The 19738-nt window shown below is 45.7% G+C and carries 17 protein-coding genes; 5 read left to right on the top strand and 12 right to left on the bottom strand.

Going from position 1 to position 19738, the window contains the following annotated elements:
- Window positions 1-71 precede the first annotated feature (71 nt).
- Complete coding sequence (locus JHD45_RS20390; protein WP_199478333.1) at window positions 72-926, bottom strand: shikimate dehydrogenase family protein; 855 nt, start codon at window positions 924-926, stop codon at window positions 72-74.
- A gap of 241 nt (window positions 927-1167) precedes the next feature.
- Between JHD45_RS20390 and JHD45_RS20395 the strand changes: the two genes are divergently transcribed.
- The 3 genes from JHD45_RS20395 to JHD45_RS20405 all read left to right on the top strand — a co-directional run bounded on the left by JHD45_RS20395 (window position 1168) and on the right by JHD45_RS20405 (window position 4705).
- Window positions 1168-2385 carry a LysR family transcriptional regulator gene (locus JHD45_RS20395; RefSeq protein ID WP_199478334.1) on the top strand — a complete coding sequence of 406 codons (1218 nt, stop codon included), beginning with the start codon at window positions 1168-1170 and terminating at the stop codon, window positions 2383-2385.
- 268 nt (window positions 2386-2653) lie between these two features.
- On the top strand, window positions 2654-3601 hold the full coding sequence (locus JHD45_RS20400) for a Gfo/Idh/MocA family oxidoreductase (RefSeq protein ID WP_067019142.1): 948 nt from the start codon (window positions 2654-2656) through the stop codon (window positions 3599-3601).
- A gap of 114 nt (window positions 3602-3715) precedes the next feature.
- Entirely contained in the window at window positions 3716-4705 is a 990-nt protein-coding gene (locus JHD45_RS20405; RefSeq protein WP_199478335.1) for an aldo/keto reductase, read from the top strand.
- Window positions 4706-4869: 164 nt separating this feature from the next.
- On the opposite strand, the gene oadA is transcribed toward JHD45_RS20405, so the two are convergent.
- Together oadA and JHD45_RS20415 are read right to left on the bottom strand one after the other, a co-directional pair.
- Complete coding sequence (gene oadA, locus JHD45_RS20410) at window positions 4870-6681, bottom strand: sodium-extruding oxaloacetate decarboxylase subunit alpha (RefSeq protein ID WP_199478336.1); 1812 nt, start codon at window positions 6679-6681, stop codon at window positions 4870-4872.
- Between the two features lie 18 nt (window positions 6682-6699).
- Window positions 6700-8115: an acetyl-CoA carboxylase biotin carboxylase subunit gene (locus JHD45_RS20415; RefSeq protein ID WP_199478337.1), complete on the bottom strand. Its 1416-nt coding sequence runs from the start codon at window positions 8113-8115 to the stop codon at window positions 6700-6702.
- 201 nt (window positions 8116-8316) lie between these two features.
- Between JHD45_RS20415 and JHD45_RS20420 the strand changes: the two genes are divergently transcribed.
- Entirely contained in the window at window positions 8317-9270 is a 954-nt protein-coding gene (locus tag JHD45_RS20420) for a LysR family transcriptional regulator (protein ID WP_199478338.1), read from the top strand.
- Here the strand turns inward: JHD45_RS20420 and JHD45_RS20425 are convergent.
- Window positions 9245-9808: a methylated-DNA--[protein]-cysteine S-methyltransferase gene (locus tag JHD45_RS20425; protein ID WP_199478339.1), complete on the bottom strand. Its 564-nt coding sequence runs from the start codon at window positions 9806-9808 to the stop codon at window positions 9245-9247. The genes JHD45_RS20420 and JHD45_RS20425 overlap by 26 nt on opposite strands.
- Before the next feature lie 301 nt (window positions 9809-10109).
- Between JHD45_RS20425 and JHD45_RS20430 the strand changes: the two genes are divergently transcribed.
- Window positions 10110-11429, top strand: coding sequence for a methyl-accepting chemotaxis protein (locus tag JHD45_RS20430; protein WP_199478341.1), 1320 nt, complete (start codon window positions 10110-10112; stop codon window positions 11427-11429).
- Between the two features lie 147 nt (window positions 11430-11576).
- On the opposite strand, the gene JHD45_RS20435 is transcribed toward JHD45_RS20430, so the two are convergent.
- The 8 genes from JHD45_RS20435 to JHD45_RS20470 all read right to left on the bottom strand — a co-directional run bounded on the left by JHD45_RS20435 (window position 11577) and on the right by JHD45_RS20470 (window position 19515).
- Complete coding sequence (locus tag JHD45_RS20435) at window positions 11577-12428, bottom strand: class III extradiol dioxygenase family protein (RefSeq protein WP_199478343.1); 852 nt, start codon at window positions 12426-12428, stop codon at window positions 11577-11579.
- A complete protein-coding gene (locus JHD45_RS20440; RefSeq protein ID WP_199478345.1) occupies window positions 12428-12790 on the bottom strand; it encodes a protocatechuate 4,5-dioxygenase subunit alpha in 363 nt (120 codons plus the stop codon). Before JHD45_RS20440 ends, JHD45_RS20435 begins: the two co-directional genes overlap by 1 nt.
- 78 nt (window positions 12791-12868) lie before the next feature.
- A complete protein-coding gene (locus JHD45_RS20445; protein ID WP_233407970.1) occupies window positions 12869-13744 on the bottom strand; it encodes an amidohydrolase family protein in 876 nt (291 codons plus the stop codon).
- 56 nt (window positions 13745-13800) lie between these two features.
- Complete coding sequence (locus tag JHD45_RS20450; RefSeq protein WP_199478347.1) at window positions 13801-14889, bottom strand: 4-oxalomesaconate tautomerase; 1089 nt, start codon at window positions 14887-14889, stop codon at window positions 13801-13803.
- Window positions 14882-15559 carry a 4-carboxy-4-hydroxy-2-oxoadipate aldolase/oxaloacetate decarboxylase gene (locus tag JHD45_RS20455; RefSeq protein WP_199478349.1) on the bottom strand — a complete coding sequence of 226 codons (678 nt, stop codon included), beginning with the start codon at window positions 15557-15559 and terminating at the stop codon, window positions 14882-14884. Before JHD45_RS20455 ends, JHD45_RS20450 begins: the two co-directional genes overlap by 8 nt.
- A gap of 32 nt (window positions 15560-15591) precedes the next feature.
- Complete coding sequence (locus tag JHD45_RS20460) at window positions 15592-16605, bottom strand: amidohydrolase family protein (protein WP_199478351.1); 1014 nt, start codon at window positions 16603-16605, stop codon at window positions 15592-15594.
- Between the two features lie 327 nt (window positions 16606-16932).
- Window positions 16933-17412 carry a peroxiredoxin gene (locus JHD45_RS20465; protein WP_199478352.1) on the bottom strand — a complete coding sequence of 160 codons (480 nt, stop codon included), beginning with the start codon at window positions 17410-17412 and terminating at the stop codon, window positions 16933-16935.
- Between the two features lie 123 nt (window positions 17413-17535).
- Window positions 17536-19515, bottom strand: a complete 1980-nt coding sequence (locus JHD45_RS20470) for a methyl-accepting chemotaxis protein (RefSeq protein ID WP_199478354.1) — start codon at window positions 19513-19515, stop codon at window positions 17536-17538.
- Window positions 19516-19738 lie beyond the last annotated feature (223 nt).

Here is a 19738-nt window from a genome sequence, read left to right on the forward strand (position 1 = left end):
GACAAGCATAATAACCAACTTTCCACGGGTTTGATAAGCAGACTGTGGTGATGGCCTGATTGTTAAGCTCTTTAAATTAACTCGCTGGTAACATTGAAGGTTTCTCTAAACTGATGCCATACAGGCATCACATCCGTCACTTTTATACCAGTGAAGATTTCAAACGCATCGATCCCTTGGTAAAAAAATAAATCAAAGCCCGAAACAATTTGTAACCCCTTACGATGAGCTTCGACTAAAAACTCAGTATCCATTGGTGTATAAACGGCATCAAATGCCCATTTTTGCCCACCAATGGCGTTAGCCTCAAGCGGCAATCCCGGTGTCTTATGGTGACCAACTGGCGTACAGTTCACCAAGCCATCCACTTGCGCTGCGGCGGTAGAGGCGTCCTCTATAGCGACGTAACGTGCTTTATAGCCAGACTCATTAAGCGCCTTAACCAAAGAGCAGGCGCTTTCTTCACTTAAGTCGGTCACCAGCAATTCCGTCGCCCCCACGTCAAATAAGGCAAAGCCAATTGCTCGCCCGACGCCTCCCGCGCCAATCATCAACACTTGGCCTGCTGGCAGTGCTCCTAAACGCCCTTGATAACCGCGAATAAACCCAGTGTAATCGGTATTAAAAGCGCACACCCTGCCATCTTTTAGTAATAAAGTGTTGCTCGCCCCCACTTTTCTTACTGCCTCATTGACTTCGTCGGCACTGTCGATGGCAATTTGCTTGTAAGGAAAGGTCACATTGGTTCCGACAAAGCCCTTTGCTTGAATCTCAGCCAGTTTTGCTCGAAAGGCTTGCGCTGTACTGTCTTCTGGCACCTGTAATTGATAATCAACCGGTAGCTGATGCAATTCCCCCAGCATCATGTGTAAGGAGGGAGCGCGAGATGCGGCAATGGCTTGCCCGATGAGACCAAGATTTATCATATATTTACCTTAATAAAGCGATTCTATAAACAGAAAGAAAGCGACTCTCTAACCATCGATAACGATAGTAAAATCATATACTAAGCAGCGCAGGTGAATCATGAAAATTTCGGTATCGTTAAGAATCAAAAACTGATCGTTACGATAACAACCTGGTGTAAGGTCATTTATCTTTGTGTATCTTTGCTATTCATTTTTGATATAGTAATTGCATCTAATCCTGATAGCCTGTGATGAATGTATGGAAATGCCTATCCCAAACTTACGACACTTACGTGTCTTCCTGGCGGTGACCGAGTACAAAAGTATCACGCGTGCTTCTGATTACATTTTTTTATCCCAACCTGCGATAACCCAAGCCATCGCGAAACTTGAGAGTCAACTGGGGGCCGCGTTATTCGAGCGTCACTCTGATGGCATGTATCCAACGGATTGCGGCAAAGTTTGGAATGATCGAGTGTCAAGAGCTGTGGATCACATACTCATGGCTCTCATTGATATCGCAAAAGAAAACAATATCAAAGAAGCCGATCCAAAGCACATGCTGGCGCTGATCAGCACGACTCAACTAAAAGCACTGGTTGCCGTTTGCGAAGCACAAAACTTTAGTATTGCCAGCCGTAACCTAGGGGTCTCTCAATCTTCCGTGCACCGGGCAGCACGAGATTTAGAACGACTGCTAACGGTCATTTTATTTGAAAGAAACAGCCTAGGCATCCATGCTACCCGAGCCGCACGCCATTTATCTAAAGCGAGCAAACTGGCGTTCAGTGAGTTGCGTCAGGGGATATATGAAATCAATACCATACAATGTCGAGATGTCAGCACCATTGCCGTTGGTAGCATGCCATTAGCACGCACCACCATCTTGCCAAAATCCATTTTGCGTTTTAATGAGCGTCACCCAGATGTGAATGTCAATATTACCGAAGGCCCCTATAATGACTTACTTCATCATCTTCGTCAGGGTGACATCGATATGATTTTGGGGGCTTTGCGTTACCCGCTTCCCGCCGACGATGTGGTTCAAGAAGAGCTATGGTCACCGCCACTGTCCATTATTGCCAAACAAGATCATCCATTATTTCGTCGTGGCAACCAAGTCACGGCCGAGGAGCTGGCTCAGTATGCTTGGGTGGTTCCGGCACAAGGTACGCCCACAAGGCAAGCGTTTGAACACATTTTTCAAGACGCTAATGTGGCCCTCCCCACTCGTTTTGTGGAGTCCAGTTCGCAGATTCTGACCCGCGAAGTACTGCTCGAAAGTGACCGACTGACGCTTATTTCTGCCCATCAGATGGAGCGAGAAATCAATATCGGCTTATTAAAAATCCTCCCCTATCCACTAGAACATACACGCCGACCCATTGGCCTTTGTCTTAGAAAAAACTGGCTTCCCACCACAACTCAGTCACATTTCTTAAGCATGTTGAGAGACGTGTGCGAAGCATTCCGCTAATGTCACCCACTAATGCATTGCAAAAATTGAATACCTCATGCGGTTATTTGATTATCCCATCACAACGCTGAATGTTAAATTGATTGGGATAAGTAAAAGGGACGGAGTTTTACTCTAAAATCATTGCCTGATAGCGCAAGCAAAGTCAGACAAAGCAAAAAACTAACGAAACAGCGGATCTCCAAATCGTCTCTTTTTTTAATATACGGAGACCTTTACACGATCGTTTAAAATCACAATACAACGACTCGCAAGTCAGGAGTAGAATATGAGAATTTGTATCGCAGGTGCTTCCGGTGCTTTTGGCATGAAACACATGGACGCCATCGCTGCCATAGAAGGATCTGAAGTCGTTTCTGTTGTCGGTACGAAAATCGACGCCATCAAAGCCTTCGCCGAAGAGCGTGGCGTCCCTCACTACACAACCGACTTAGCAGAAAGCTTAGCCAGAGAGGATGTCGACGCGGTCATTTTAGCCACGCCAACCCAATTACACGCTTCACAAACCATTCAATGTTTGGAAGCAGGCAAACACGTCATGTCCGAAATCCCTATGGCAGACAGCATTGAAGATGCTCGCAAAGTGGTTGAAGCTCAGAAAAAATCCGGTCTTGTTGCCATGGCAGGACACACTCGTCGCTTTAATCCGTCTCATCAGTGGATTCGTAACAAAATCGATGCTGGCGAATTAAATGTCCAACAAATGGATGTGCAAACCTATTTCTTCCGTCGATCTAACAAAAACGCCTTAGGTAAAGAACGCTCTTGGACAGACCATCTTTTGTGGCACCATGCCTGCCATACGGTGGATTTATTCCAATATCAAACAGGCGAAACAGCCAGCAAAGTACAAGCATTGCAAGGTCCAATCCATCCTAAGCTTGGTATTGCCATGGACATGAGCATTGGCATGAAAGTGCCTAATGGCGCCATTTGTACCCTGTCTTTATCTTTTAACAATGATGGTCCATTTGGTACCTTCTTCCGTTATATTTGCGACAATGGCACCTATATCGCTCGTTACGATGACCTCTTTGATGGTAACGATAATAAGATCGACTTAAGCGGTGTCGCCGTTTCCAACAACGGAATCGAGCTGCAAGATCGCGAATTTATCTCTGCTATTGAAGAAGGCCGCGCCCCTAATGCGTGCGTCACCCAAGCCATTGAGGCCATGGAAACCCTTTATCGCCTTGAAAAATGCCTTGAAGAGTAAGGATAAAGTGCGTTTTTACAACAGGGAGCCATCGCTCCCTGTTTTTATTTGTATACTAAAGCGCTAAATTAAAACTCAACATAGTGCCATTAGTGACGAACAGAGAGGTAAGGAATGTCGAAGCACCCACACTTAATGAACCCTAGTATTGGCCTAGGTTGTATGAACCTTTCCCACGGTTATGGAACATCATTACCAGAAGAAGACGGCATAAAAGCCCTGCAAGCAGCCTTTGAAATGGGTTATCGCCACTTTGATACCGCTACCCTATATGGTGCTGGAAAAAATGAAACGCTGGTAGGCAAAGCCTTAAAGGATCGCCGGGATGAATTTTTCCTTGCCAGCAAATGCGGTATGGCCAGTGTCGACGGTAAACGTGCTATCAATGGTCGCCCTGACGTCCTTCGCAAACAATGTGAAGAGAGCCTAAAGCGCCTACAAACTGATTACATAGACCTATATTATTTACATCGTTTAGATCCTAATGTCCCTGTTGAAGAAAGCGTTGGTGCACTTGGTGATTTAGTTAAAGAAGGAAAAATCGGTGGCATTGGTTTATCGGAAGTGTCTGCTGATACTATTAAAAAAGCCCATAAAGAGCACCCTCTCACGGCCGTTCAGACAGAATACTCTCTTTGGTCTCGTAACGCAGAGATCGCTGTTCTAGACACCACAAAAGCCCTCGATATTGTTTTCGTTGCCTTTAGCCCCTTGGCCCGTGGTTACTTATGCGGAGAACTTACCGACATATCACAACTGGTAGAAAACGACATTCGCACCAAGATGCCTCGCTTCAGCCCAGAGAACTACCCAAAAAATATCGAGCTATTGCAAGGTTTCCTCGCCATGGCGAAAGGCATTGGCTGCACCCCCGCCCAACTGGCCCTTGCGTGGACTTGCATGAAGGGTGAACACATTATTCCGATTCCAGGCACCCGCTTTGCTCATCATATGCAAGACAACTTTGATGCGGGTAGCATTAACCTTGATAGCAAACAAATGCAGCAGCTTGATGAGATGATTAACCAAAATACCGTATTTGGCCCTCGCTATAGCCCAGCCCTGCAAGCGGATATCGATACAGAAGAATTCGCTACCCAATAATTACCCCTCCCTAGCCCTCCCCTTAAAAAGGGGAGGGAACGTTTAAGATCCTCTCCCTGCCAAAGGGGTTGACCACTACACCTCCACCTAATCAGAGCGGGTAAGAACTGTTTACTACGCCCCCTCATTGAGGAGGAGGTTGGGAGGGGGTCTGGGTCTGTAATCTAAACAATCTCAATAAGCGTTTCCCCAGGAGTAACACGGTCACCTTTTTTGACATGCACCGCTTTCACTGTCCCAGCCACATTGGCATGAACTTCGGTTTCCATCTTCATGGCTTCCGTCACCAGTACAGCCTGACCCGCATTTACGGTGTCCCCTTCCGCCACCAGCACATCAATGATGTTACCCGGCATGGCCGCGCTGACATGACCTGGCTCTGTGGCTTTCGAACGACCACTGCTGCCTTCTGAAACATACTCATTCAACGACTCAAACACCACTTCTTCTGGCATGCCATCAAGAGAAAGGTACAGCTTGCGCTTACCTACCCCAAAGTCACCCACGCCGGTAATCGCCACATCGTAGACTTCACCATGAACGTCGATTTTAAATTCCGTGGCAAGCCCACCAGACGATGCCGCATTGCCCGCCTGTTCTGGCGGTAGAAGCACTTCGGGCTGCAATGTGCCATCGGCGCGTTGCTGTAAGAACTCACGCCCCAGTTCTGGGAACATGGCAAACGTTAGCACGTCCTCTTCATTTTTGGCCAAATCACCAATCTTTTTGCGTAACTTATATAACTCAGGCGCTAACGCATCCGCTGGACGAGCTTCGTTAACTTGCTCATTGCCCACGGCCTTTTTCTGAACACTCGCATTCACTGGCGCAGGGGGTTTACCATAGCCGCCTAGCAAATACCGTTTCACTTCATTGGTGATGGTTTTATAGCGCTGTCCTGCCAGGATATTGTAGACCGCTTGAGTCCCTACAATTTGCGACGTCGGAGTCACCAAAGGTGGAAAGCCAAGATCTTCCCGCACCCGAGGAATTTCATTAAAGACATCACGAATTTTATCTAATGCATTTTGCTCTTTTAGCTGGTTCGCTAAGTTAGACATCATGCCGCCTGGTACTTGGTTGATCTGCACAGACACGTCTTCACGGGTAAATTCGCTTTCAAACTGGTGGTACTTTTTCCGAACTTCACGGAAATAGTCAGCAATCTCTGACAGTAAAACAAGATCCAATCCCGTGTCGTAATCAGTGCCTTTCAACGCTGCGACTTGGGATTCTGTCGCTGGGTGGCTGGTACCACCCGCAAAAGAAGAAATAGCCGTGTCAATTCGGTCTGCCCCTGCTTCCACCGCTTTTAACTGGCACAAAGGCGCTAGGCCTGACGTTGAATGGCTGTGTACAACCAATGGCAGATCGACTGCATCTTTAATCGCTTTAACCAATTCGTAAGTTGCATAAGGCGTCAACAAGCCAGCCATGTCTTTAATTGCAATGGAATCCGCCCCCATCCCTTGCATGGCTTTAGCTTGTTCTACAAACAGCGCCGAAGTGTGTACTGGGCTGGTCGTATAACAAATAGTCCCTTGCGCATGTTTACCGGCTTTTTTGACTGCTTTCATGGCAGTTTCAATATTACGCAGATCATTAAGCGCATCAAAAACACGAAACACATCAATGCCATTGTCTGCTGATTTTTGTACGAAGGCTTCGACCACATCATCGGCGTAATGACGGTAACCTAGTAGGTTTTGCCCTCTTAACAACATTTGTAAGCGAGTATTTGGCAGTGCTGCCCGTAACTGACGCAGACGCTCCCATGGATCTTCTTTTAAAAATCGCACACACGCATCAAAGGTCGCCCCACCCCAAACTTCCAAAGACCAAAAGCCCACTTGATCAAGCTTTTCACAAATTGGCAGCATGTCTTCTGTGCGCATGCGAGTGGCAATGAGAGATTGGTGTGCATCACGCAGCGTGACGTCAGTGACTTCGATTTTTGTTTTTTTTACTTGACTCATTTTCCTTCCTCCTGCGGATTATCGACCAACGTGTGCAGCAATGGCAGCGGCTAATACCAGTGCAATGTCGCTAGGGTGACGTTTGACGGAATAATTTAGTAACTCTGGATGGGCTGGCACAAAGCCTGTATTAAACTGGCCTTTGACAAAATCTGGGTGCTTGAGTATTTCTTGATAATAATTCGACGTGGTTTTAATCCCGTGCAGACGCATATCGTCTATCGCACGACGACCACGGGCAATCATTTCTTCCCAAGTGAGTGCCCAAACCACCAACTTCAAACACATGGAATCGAAGTAAGGGGGGATTTCATAACCAGTATAAATCGCCGTATCCACGCGCACCCCTGGACCACCCGGCGCATAGTAGTGGGTAATACGCCCAAAGCTTGGCAAAAAATCATTTTTAGGATCTTCTGCATTGATGCGAAATTGCATCGCAAAACCTCGGAAATGAATGTCTTCTTGGCGAAAACTCAAGGGCAACCCAGCAGCAATCCGTAACTGCTCACGGACAATATCCACCCCTGTAATTTGCTCGGTAATGGTATGTTCCACCTGCACTCGAGTATTCATTTCCATAAAGTAGACTTCATTACCCGATAGCAAAAACTCAACCGTTCCCGCGTTTTCGTAACCCACCGCCTTGGCGGCTTTGACGGCGAGATTACCAATATACTGGCGCTGTTCTGGGGTAAGTTGTGGGCTGGGAGCGATCTCAATCAATTTTTGATTGCGTCGTTGGATGGAACAGTCACGTTCAAAAAGGTGGATCACATTGCCTTGGGAATCGGCTAAAATTTGCACTTCAATATGACAAGGATCGACAATGCATTTTTCCAGAAAGACCTCAGCCGACCCAAACGCTTTAGTGGCTTCTGATATCACTCGTGGGTATTGGCTTTTTAGTTCTTCAGGCGTATCACAACGACGAATACCTCGACCGCCCCCTCCTGATGTCGCCTTAATCATAACTGGATAGCCGATTTTACCCGCTAAAGACAAAGCCTCTTCCAAGTCGGCCAGATTACCCTCTGAGCCAGGGGTAATTGGAATACCAGCGGCGCGCATACTATCACGGGCTTGAGTTTTATCGCCCATTTTATGAATGACACTGGATTTTGGCCCAATAAAGACAATGCCCTTTTGTTCACACAACTGCGCAAAGTGAGCATTTTCAGACAAAAAGCCATAACCTGGGTGAATGGCGTCACAGCCGGTTTCGACGGCTAAATTGACAAGTCGTAATGGGTCTAAATACCCCGCTAATGGATCATCCCCTAGTGAGTAAGACTCATCAGCACGCTTAGCATGCAAAGCATAACGATCTGGCTCAGTAAAAATCGCCACAGAGCGAATACCTGCCTCTGAACACGCACGTATTATGCGAACCGCTATTTCTCCACGGTTGGCAATCAACACTTTCTTCAACATGGATCTCTCCTTTCTTGTTATATGAGATCTGAGTAAAACGTTGTGGGCGAAACCAAGACGAGTCTAGATTCAGCAAACAGAGTCACCGTGCAAAGGCCTCTGAATCACTAGACTACTCAAAGAATAACCAAAGTAAAAATTGATATTTCAGGCCTTATCTATAAGGTATACGTGATAGATAACAATAAAATGGGAGCAAGCATGTCATCCAACGTCCATTATCTCGCCAGTCGACTTACCTTTAGACAGTTACAAGTTTTCAAGTGCGTCTATGAGCTGAACAGTTATAGCCGTGCTGGGGACATGCTTGGCTTAAGCCAGCCAGCAGTCAGTAACCAAATTCGACAACTAGAACAGGCCATTGAGCAACCGCTATTTGAATACGTAGGTCGCCAGCTATACAGTACTGCCATCGCCAAACGCTTGGCACAATGCACCCTTTCTGTGTTTGATGAAGTTGAACGTTTTCAAAATGATCTGATGAACGACACCGGCTTAGTCTCTGGGGAACTAAAATTAGTCGCGGTAACCACCTCCCAATACATAGTCCCACACTTATTACGTGCCTATACCAGCCTTCATCCTAACGTGACGGTTTCACTGAAAGTGGTCAATCGAACCGAAGCCATTGCACGCTTCGAAAAAAATCGCGACGAACTGACCATTATGGGCATGGTACCTAACGATAAGCCCATGTTGAGCCTGCCTTTTTTGGACAATGAGCTAGTACCCGTTGTCCCGCCTAACCACCCCTTGTTGCAAGAAAAAGAGATCACTTTGGCAAAGTTTTTAGAACAGACCCTATTGCTACGCGAAACGGGCTCAGGCAGCCGTTTAGCATTGGAATTACATTGTCAAAAGCAGCGCGTTCGCTTTACCCATCAAATGGAAATCGGTTCCAACGAAGCTATTAAACATGCGGTAATGGCAGGCTTAGGCGTCGCGGTTTTACCGCGCTTTGGAATACTGGCCGAATTAAAACTGAAAAGTTTAGTAGAATTACCCATGAAGGATTTCCCGTTACGTCGATCCTGGTGTTTGGTCAGCCCACAAGGGCAACATCCAACGCCCACCATGCGGTCTTTTATTGACTATGTACAGCAGAATATAGGGCAGTTTGAGCAGATGTTTAAGCGTAAGATAACTCTCGATTGAGCAGCTGTTTTTTACGTTCTATTCCCCAACGATAGCCACCAAGATTTCCGCCTTTACGCACAATGCGGTGGCACGGAATCAACACCGCCAGACGATTTGCTCCACAAGCATTAGCAACCGCCCTGACAGCATTGGGCCGGCCGACTCGTTCAGCCAACTCACTATAAGTTTGCGTTTGCCCGTAAGGAATGGTTTTTAAGGCTTGCCATACTTGTCTTTGGAAGATCGTCCCCTGGATATCTAAAGGTAAATGCTGAATTGAACTGTCTCTTGAGTTTCCCTTCTCACTAAAGTAATCCAGAAGACAATCAAACCAAGCGGAATACGGCCCGATGGTAGATCCTTCTTGATACTGTCCAACATTTTTCAATGCTGCACTCGGCAAAGTAAGATGCAACTCCTGTTGCAAAGCAGACATATCATCAGCAAAACTCACATTGCGTAATCCCTTATCACTTGCTAATAATAAACAGTGGCCCAAGGATGTTTGTTCGATAACATAGAAAAATTGCTCTTCTTTGACAGCCATGGTTCGCATTGGCGACCTCTCGTTCACTTGTGATAAATCATCTTGCCACAGGATTATACAGTATCCATAACATTACCCGCCTAAGCGAAGCCATAAGATTGGTTTTTTAAACGATAGCCACAAAACCAATCTTTTTTCCCGTTTCACGCGTAACAGTGAAGAGAGAAAAATCTCTTTACACTTCTCCATCACACTAATAACAAATGTCCTACGTTAGTTAACTGAAAAAAAGGTCGAAACACGTAAACTGAGTGTAGGAATTAGCCTACAAGACGCAGTACAGCCATGCAAACCTAAAGAAGGTGATACTATGATTTTCAATAGCAAGAGCAAACAACAAAAACAGGAAGCACTCTTTGAAACGCAGAAAATCGCCGCTGAAGGTTCGGCATTTTTAGATGCGATGAGCCGATACTGCGCGACCATTAGTTTCGCTCCCGATGGCACTATACTCAACGCGAACGACCTTTTTCTTAAATCCGTAGGCTACGGTTTAGATGAAATTGTCGGTAAGAAACACGCCATGTTCTGTACCAAAAAATTCACATCAAGCCCCGAATACAAAGAGTTTTGGGAAAAACTGAACAGTGGAAAAAGCCATCAGAGCACCTTTAGGCGACTCACCAAAGGAGGCCAAACAATCTGGCTAGAGGCCACTTACTTTCCCGTCACAGTTGATGGCAAGGTCACAAAAGTGGTGAAAATTGCCACTGATGTGACACAAAAGAAAAATGAAGCAGATGATCAAAAAGCGATCATTGCCTCTTTGAACGTCTCATCCGCTTTGATTGAGTTCACGACAGATGGCACCATATTGACGGCCAATGACAACTTTCTTAGAACTATGGGCTATTCACTAAAAGAGATTACAGGGAAAAAACACCGCATCTTTTGTAACGATAAATTTTATGATACTCACCCCAATTTTTGGTCATCTTTGAGTCAAGGCCATTTTAACTCAGGTCAATTCGAGCGCATTAACAAACAAGGACAGTCTGTTTGGTTAGAAGCGACTTATAACCCTGTTTTTGATGACGATGGTAATGTGACTAAGGTGATTAAAATTGCGACCGACATTACCGACAGAGTCAACGAGCAAATGGCCATACAACATGCGGCTGAAGTCGCACACGCAACGTCGGTAGAAACGGCTCAAGTCTCAGAGAATGGAGCGAAAATACTCAAACGTACCGTTGATACATCCAACCAAATTATTAAGGATGTCGACACCTCGACAGAGCTAATTGAGCAGCTAAACAAGCAATCCGAAAGTATTGCTAAAATTGTCACCACCATTGGTTCGATCGCCGACCAGACCAACTTATTGGCTCTTAACGCGGCCATTGAGGCGGCTCGAGCAGGAGAGCATGGCAGGGGCTTTGCGGTAGTGGCTGATGAGGTGCGGACCCTAGCATCTCGAACCAGTAAATCGACGGTAGAAATCGAAGAGATGGTGGCACAGAACAGCGTCCTGACTCGCCAAGCCAAAGCCAGCATGAGTGAGGTAAATGGTCGCTCAGAGGAGAATGCTCAACTGATTAATGAAGCGGCGGGGATTATCGACGAAATCCTCAAAGGGGCAGAACATGTATCCAGTACTGTTAGCCGATTGCTTGATACATCACGGTAGTTGTGACCTTACGGTTTCACACTCACCAAAGAAAAACACGCTAAAAAAGATGCGATAAGTCTATTCGACCTATCGCATCTTGCTTCATTGTGCTTTTAGTCGCACTTTCCATCATGCATGCTTATTTATTAGAGCGCGAGAACGTCCCTATTTGCTAGGCATCTCGTGTTCTAATAAAAGCACGCCTGATCCTGTATTGGATATCGGGGCATGATAATTTCTATGGAGCTCGGTGACTTTACCTCGTAGCGCTCCACGCATGGCAATCCACATATTGAGCTCAACGGTTTGCGCCCCACCGATCTTAACCAAGTCTAAATTGCTGTACTTGGTTAACGACTCTGGGTCACTGACCAGTTTGTCCATGCATTCAATATCAAACTCTCGATTGATAATACCTGCTCGTTCTCCATCTAACTGGTGAGACAAACCGCCTGTACCAAATATGGCAACAGTGATGTCCTCATCATAAGATTCAATGGCTTTACCAATCGCTTTACCTAATTCAAAACAACGCCACGGCTGAGGCATCGGATGTTGCTCACAATTGATACACACAGGAATCACTTTCACATGCCCATAATTATTACCCGGCCACATCAGGCTCAAAGGAACGGTCAAACCGTGATCAACCTTCATTTCTTGGCAGATCGTCATATCAAAACCGTCTTCCACCAGACTATTAGCAATATGCCAGGATAATTCTGATTCACCCGTCACTGGAGGGATGGTTGCAATGCCCCACCCTTCGTCGGAATTATGGTATTCATCCGCCACCCCAATGGCAAACGTCGGCTTTTTGTCGATAAAAAACTCAAGACCATGATCGTTATAAAACAAGACAATCACATCTGGTTGCTTTTCGTTTAACCACTTACGTACAGGTGGATAACCATCAAAAAAAGGCTTCCAATAGGGCGTATCTTCTTGCTTATTTGCCATTGCATTGGCAATGGCTGGAATATGAGAGGTGGTCACTGCGCCAATAATATTCGCCATTATGCTTCTCCTGAGCCATTTTTAACCAGCAACGCCTTAAACTCATCCAAACTTAACCCCGTTTGAATGGCCCCGATATCTTGCATATTCAGCTTAAGAAGACCGGCAAACTTCGCCACGTAATAGATACTGCCACCTTCTTGAAGCAAACCAATGATATCGCGATCATGAATGGCTTTGATCTGTTTTTCAGTCAAACCAAACTTAGCACAGTAAGCATCAGGGTCTTTATTAAACTCATCACGAGCCGTTTGCTCATTAAAGGAGTAGCACATTTTGTTCAGCCCGTAGCCTTTCTTGGCCATTTTGCCATCAAACAGGTAAGTTCCTGGGACAGGCTGAGTTGAATCTTTTACTGCCATGATATTCACACCTCTTGTTATTCTGTTATGTGCTTTATCCATCCACACGACAAAGCACGCCTTACTCACCCCTGGGAATCATTCTGCCCAATAAAGCGCCATTGGATTGTCCACTAACAAGGCCTGTTGTAGCTCTTTGGTGGGCGCGATGTGAGGAATAACATCCACCAAATGCCCGTCGTTCGGCGCTTCCACTTTCATATTTGGGTGAGGCCAATCGGTTCCCCATAACACACGATTTGGAAATTTCTCTACCAAGGTACGGGCGAATGGGTAGACATCAGAGTAATCCGGGGCATGTTGCGTTAAACGCTCAGGGCAGCTCACCTTACACCAAACATTATCGTTGTCTGCCATGAAGTTCACAAAACGCTGGAAATCCGGATGATCCACACCATTAGCAACTTTTGGCGTCCCCATATGATCGACTACAATGGTGGTATTTAACTCCTTTAAGAAAGGAATCAGTTCTTCAAGGTCCGCAGCCTCAAAGTAGACAACAATATGCCAACCTAAAGGTCGGATTTTATCTGCAATTGCAAAGAAAACCTCTTTAGGTGTACTGTCTACTAAGCGTTTTACAAAGTTAAAGCGTACGCCGCGAACACCCGCTTCATGCATCACTTTCAGCTCTTCCTCGGTGATGCTGTCATCCACGAATGCTACACCTCGCGCCAACTCTCCGGCTGAATTAAGCGCATCAATCAAGGCAGAGTTATCCGTACTATGACACGATGCCTGAACAATTACATTGCGGGAAAATCCCAAATGATCCCGTAACGCGAATAACTGTTCTTTCGATGCATCACACGGGGTATATTTGCGTTTTGGGTGATAAGGAAATTTATCCGCTGGACCAAACACGTGACAATGGGCGTCTACCGAACCTTCAGGCACACGAAAGTTCGGCTTACTTGGGTTAGGATGAAAAGGAATGTAATCTTTATCCATCATGATCTGTTACCTATTTTAATATTTGTTTAAGGCTTTTCATTACAGGGCGCTACTCTTTATAAACCGTTGTCATGGGCAAACACCTGCCCATCGAACAATTTTCTGGCTGTGCGTAAAATCGCAGCAGAGCTCACTTCGCCATTGTCTTGCTGATGTAAAATCACAGTCATGGAACCAATCGGATGCTCCACATCCAAGGACATAGTCGACCCTGACTCATAGGTCGCCACGTCATTTGCCGGAGAACCTTTCAGCACAGCGGCAGTGGCGACGCTCACCGCGCCAAGGACACCAATCGACGCGTGACAACGATGAGGGATAAATGTCCGAGTGGAAATCGCGCCCCCATTCATTGGCGCGCTGACCATTGTCATCTTCGGTACCGATTTGTCTTTTACATCGCCTAAATTCATCATTGGGCCCACTTGTAAGCGAATCGATTCGAGCTTAGTGCGCAGGGCTTCGTTCGCTTCCAGCTCTTCCCGTGTTTCACTACCAGTAATCCCCATATCCGAGGCGCGCATCACCACAACGGGCATACCGTTATCAATGCAGGTGAGTTCAATGCCATCGACCACATCGACCACATTGCCAGTCGGTAATAACGCCCCACAGCTAGAACCTGCCGTATCGTTAAAAGTAATAGGCACAGCGGCAGAAAAACCAGGTACACCATCGATTCTCGCTCGACCTTGGTAGCACACCTTTCCTTCTTTCACAGACACTTGTGCTGTCGCGACCTGCCCCGTATTTTCCATAAAGATGCGAACTGTCGTCTCACCTTCTTGAGGAGCAACTAAGCCTCGTTCAATGGCAAATGGCCCAACCCCAGCAAGCAGGTTGCCACAGTTTTGTGCATCTGTGACGATGGCCTGATCAACAAAGACCTGCAAGAACAAATAATCCACATCCGCATCATCTCGCTGGGACGGTTTCACCACTGCCACTTTGGAGCTAAGGGGATCCGCGCCCCCCATGCCATCAATCTGACGATCATCTGGCGAGCCCATCATTCGAAGTAGAAACTGGTCGCGAGCGGCGGTTTCTTCTGGTAAATCAGAGGCTAAAAAATAGCCGCCTTTTGACGTGCCTCCTCGCATCCACATGCAAGGCGCGCTGTCTATGAGATTGGCTGCCTTAGACATATTTCAAACCCTTTTCTTTTAAACGAGGGCGCATTTCATAAATATCCAATCCCAGTTCACCATTGGCCATGCGAACACGTTTAGCCTCTTCATTTGCCATACGCTTGCGTGCCAGCTCTAGCACTTGCGCTGCACTTTCACGTCGCACCACTACCACACCATCATCGTCAGCAACAATTACATCACCAGGGTTCACCAAGGCATCAGCGCAGACCATGGGAACGTTGACCGAGCCAACGGTTTCTTTGATCGTCCCTTCTGAAAAAATGGCCTTGGACCAAACAGGAAATTTCATTTTGCGTAGATCTCGTGTGTCACGAACCCCACCCTCAATAATCAAGCCCACCACACCACGAGATTGTGCAGATGTAGCCAATAGATCGCCAAAAAAGCCATGATTAGACGGCGATGTTGGCGCGAATACCATGATGTCTCCTTTTTGGCATTGCTCAATCGCAACGTGCATCATCCAGTTATCTCCCGCTGCGCCGGAAATCGTCACGGCAGACCCAGCCACTGACACATCCTGTTGAATAGGACGCATATAATGGGCTAACAACCCCACACGCCCTTGCGCTTCATGAATCGTCGCCACGCCGCATTCTGCCAAACCGTCAATCACTTCTTGGTCTGCACGCTCAATATGCTGCACTACAATATTATTTCGCATGATCTTCTCCTCATCTGTTCGGATTACGATGACTAGCCATTAATTGCTAAACGGCTATAGACGCGACGCGCATTGCCTTCAAAAATTTCTTGTTTCTGTGCCGCACTCAACACAGTGTTGTTATCAATATAACGCTTAGTATCGTCATAATAGTGACCGCTTTCTGGGTCAATACCGCGCACAGCACCGATCATTTCCGAAGCGAATAAGATATTTTTCGTTGGAATAATGTCTAACAAAAGATCGATCCCACGCTGATGGTAAACACAAGTATCAAAATAGATGTTATTCAATACCCGTTCCGCCAGATCAAACCCTTGATCTTGCGCCATGCCACGGAAGCGTCCCCAGTGGTAAGGCACAGCACCGCCACCATGTGGAATAATAATTTTTAGATCTGGAAAGTCTTTGAAAACATCCGACATCATCAGCTGTTGAAAACCTGTGGTATCGGCACCTAAATAGTGAGAACCTGTAGTATGAAAACAATCATTACAAGCAGCACTGACGTGGATCATAGCGGGAATGCCATATTCACACATTTTTTCGTAGATGGGGTAAAAGGAACGATCTGCTAAGGATTTGTCTTGCCAATAACCGCCGCTTGGATCTGGATTCAGGTTGATGCCAATAAAGCCCATTTGCTCTACCGTGCGCACAATTTCACCGACCGACTTCGCTGGATCCACTCCCGGAGACTGAGGCAATTGTGCCACTGGCGCAAAGTTGTCAGGGAAAAGGTCACAAACACGACGAATTAAATCGTTCTGGTGCTCAGTCCAATATTGACTAGTGTATTCATTGCCAATGTGATGGCCCATCCAGCTAGCACGCGGTGAAAAAATCGTCAGATCTGTGCCACGCTCTTTTTGCAAGCGAAGCTGATTATTAATGATACTCTCACGGATCTCATCGTCAGAGACGACCACCTTACCTTTTTCGCCAACAAAAGCCGGATCTTTCGCGACTTGCTCTTTTTGCTTATCTCGATAAGCACCAACGCCAGGAGGTGTGGTGGTGTAGTGTCCATGGCAATCTATAATCATGCTACTCTTCTCTTTTCTTATATTAAGATAACAAGCATTGATTCGCTGTGATGAAGCCATCCTTCAGCCATTTGAACCAATGCATCACTTAACGAAGAGTATTTCGCTCTGGAGCGCCTTTGGCTATTTCAATTTGAACACAATAGTATTGCATTTTGATATAGCGTTAATTTGCATTTTTCTAATACTGAGCGGATCACACATAGTACCTATCAAAAGTCACCGCACTACCCAACAACCAGACATAAAAAAACCGCTTACTCATGAAGCGGTTTTTTTCAATGATGTGAGTGGTATAGACGCTTCTATCGCCGTCTAAACACTTGCTTATAATTGAGATAACACGTATTCAGCGGAGCTCACTTTATACTCACCCGGCTCATCCAACCAAAGCTGCTGTACAATGCCATTGTCGACTAACATGGCATAACGACGACTACGAATTCCCATTTTCGCCGATGAGATATCCAATTCTAAACCCAGCGAGCAAGTCAGCTCAGCTAAGCCATCTGCCGCCATCACCAGATGTTCAGCATTATTGGCTTTTCCCCAAGCATTCATAACAAACACATCGTTTACAGAAAGACAAACAATCTCATCAATGCCTTTTTCTTTTATTGCATCATAATGCACAACATAACCTGGCAAATGGCTAGCACTACAGGTTGGAGTAAACGCACCTGGTACAGCAAACATCAACACTCTTTTGCCCGAGAAGAACTCCGTCACATCTATATTTTCTGGACCTTCTTTGCCCATTACTTGGAACTGGCCATGGGGTAACATATCACCGATTTGAATTGCCATGCTTTTCTCCACAAAGAATTAACGAACGCTATCCTACAACAAATAAACAGCAAGACGCATTACACCGCCTCAGAAAAATCTTTCCCAATTTGGTAAATGACGAAAATCAGCCGTGCATTTGAATTACGCTACGACTTTAAACTGAGACAACAGTCGCTTAGTATTAGACGATAAGTCAAACAACTGCTCACTGTCTTTCTCACTTAAATCCGCACTCTTAGTCGCCTCCTCAGACATTGCTGAGATTTCATGCACGCTTTTATTTATATCCTGTGCTACTAGTGATTGCTGCTCTGCAGCCGTGGCAATTTGCGTACTCAAATCTCTCACCTCTACCATCCGTGTTTGCAAGGTGTCTAATGCTTCGCCAACCGTTCGCGTCTCTTTTACGCTAGAATAGGCTTTATCCTTGCTTTCTTGCATGGCGGCCACCGTTTTCGATACCCCACCTTGCAACAAATTAATAACGCTTTGGATCTCCTCCGTTGAGGCGTGAGTACGGTTCGCCAGAGAACGTACTTCATCAGCTACAACCGCAAAACCTCGACCTTGCTCCCCTGCACGTGCGGCTTCAATAGCAGCATTCAGTGCTAATAAGTTGGTTTGCTCAGCAATGTCCTGAATCACCTCTAAAATCTTTCCAATGTTTTTCGAATGCTCATCCAGCTCATTAACAACGCCTTCGGATGACTCCAATTGCGCCACCAGCTGCTCAATTTCATGGATATTTGAGCTCATTTTACTGCGGCTTTCGACCGCCAGCGTATCCACTTCTTGCACCTGGTTTAGGGTAATTTCGGCATTTTTTGCAACATCCTGAACCGTCGCCAGCATTTCCGTCATCGCTGTGGCAATGCTGGAGGAGCGGTCACTTTGTGTATTCATCAGTGTCTTCGTTTCGCCTGCAAGGCGAACATTTCTCTCTGCCGAGTCCGCCACATCGTTTGACGCCTTATTAACATCTTGCATCACACTTTGAAGCTTCGTCACCAATTGATTAACCCAACCGGATAACTCCCCAAACTCATCTTTACTCGAGACCTGACAACGTTGCGTAAAGTCTCCATCGGTGATTTTCCCTAGTACCAACATAACACTTGCCAATGGCTTACGAATACTACGGCTTACCCATAGGGTGATCAGCACCGCAATCAATACCGACACTAACACAACGATGGCCATAAACACTTTAGAGAAGTAAGCTGCCTGCTTGGCCGAGTTTTTCGCTTCTTCACGAAGCAATTCCGTCATTTCAACCGTTTGTTTCGATAAACCACTGATCGCGTCCATCTTGTCCACCAGCTTACTGGCAATACTTTCAGACTGTTGATCCAAGCTGATGAAGTTATAATAATTATCAACAACACTGTTGTCGCCCAACACCTCTTGCTTCACTTGTTTGACGGAGTCGTTGGTATCACTGTCAGCCAAATAGGTAAGGTTCTGCCCCATACTAGAAAAGTTTTGCGCCATCGTTTGTTTCAGGCCAAGCATGTCCTTTAGATTGGTTGAATCAAAATAATCACTCATAGTCGCTTTTAAACTTTCAAACTGATCGACCAAATAAGACGCTGCAAATCCTTTTTGTTCATTTGGGTGATTCTTTTTTATTCTATTCAGGTTATCTATCAAATAGGAAAGGTCATCTTTTAAATCAAACTTACCATCTGGAATTTTCGCTTGTAATTGCAACATGCGCTCATGATTTTTAAACGCCATATCAGTAAACTGATAAAAGGCAGTCACTTCTGCTTTTGATTTTTCTAGTATTTTAGCCAGCTTGGGATAATCTTGTACTTGCTCCGAAGTGTTGGTAAATAGCGTTTGAATTTTTTTCTTACTTTCTTCAAACGACACTTTTAGTCGCTTTAACGTATCCGGCGAACGACTCAACAAATATTGCAAAACCGTGGTATCCGCTTTGGCAAGGTTTTGGTTTATTTGATTACTTATTTTATTAATGTTGGCAATATTGCCCGTTGCTTTTTCTAGCCCACTCTCAACCTTCTCTAATCCTATGAAACCGGCCGCTGCAACAATTAACAGTAAGGCTAACAATCCACCAAAGCCTACCAAGATCCTTTGAACAACAGATAACGACATAATTGACCTCTAAGCATTTATATGGATGCGTCATTTCTCAAGGAAGTGAGATAAAACTGACTCATTAGTTATGTTTTGTCAACGGCATTTTACATTATGTAATCTTATGTGATAAAGAGGGAATACAGCTCATACAGGCTGTTAACATCCAAGCGAATATGATAGATGGCAATCAATTTCATTCGGCCTTTCAATCTGCTAGATTATTCAATTAATAGTGACC

It is taken from the genome of Marinomonas spartinae (genome assembly GCF_016461715.1).
Taxonomy (GTDB): Bacteria; Pseudomonadota; Gammaproteobacteria; order Pseudomonadales; family Marinomonadaceae; genus Marinomonas; species Marinomonas spartinae_A.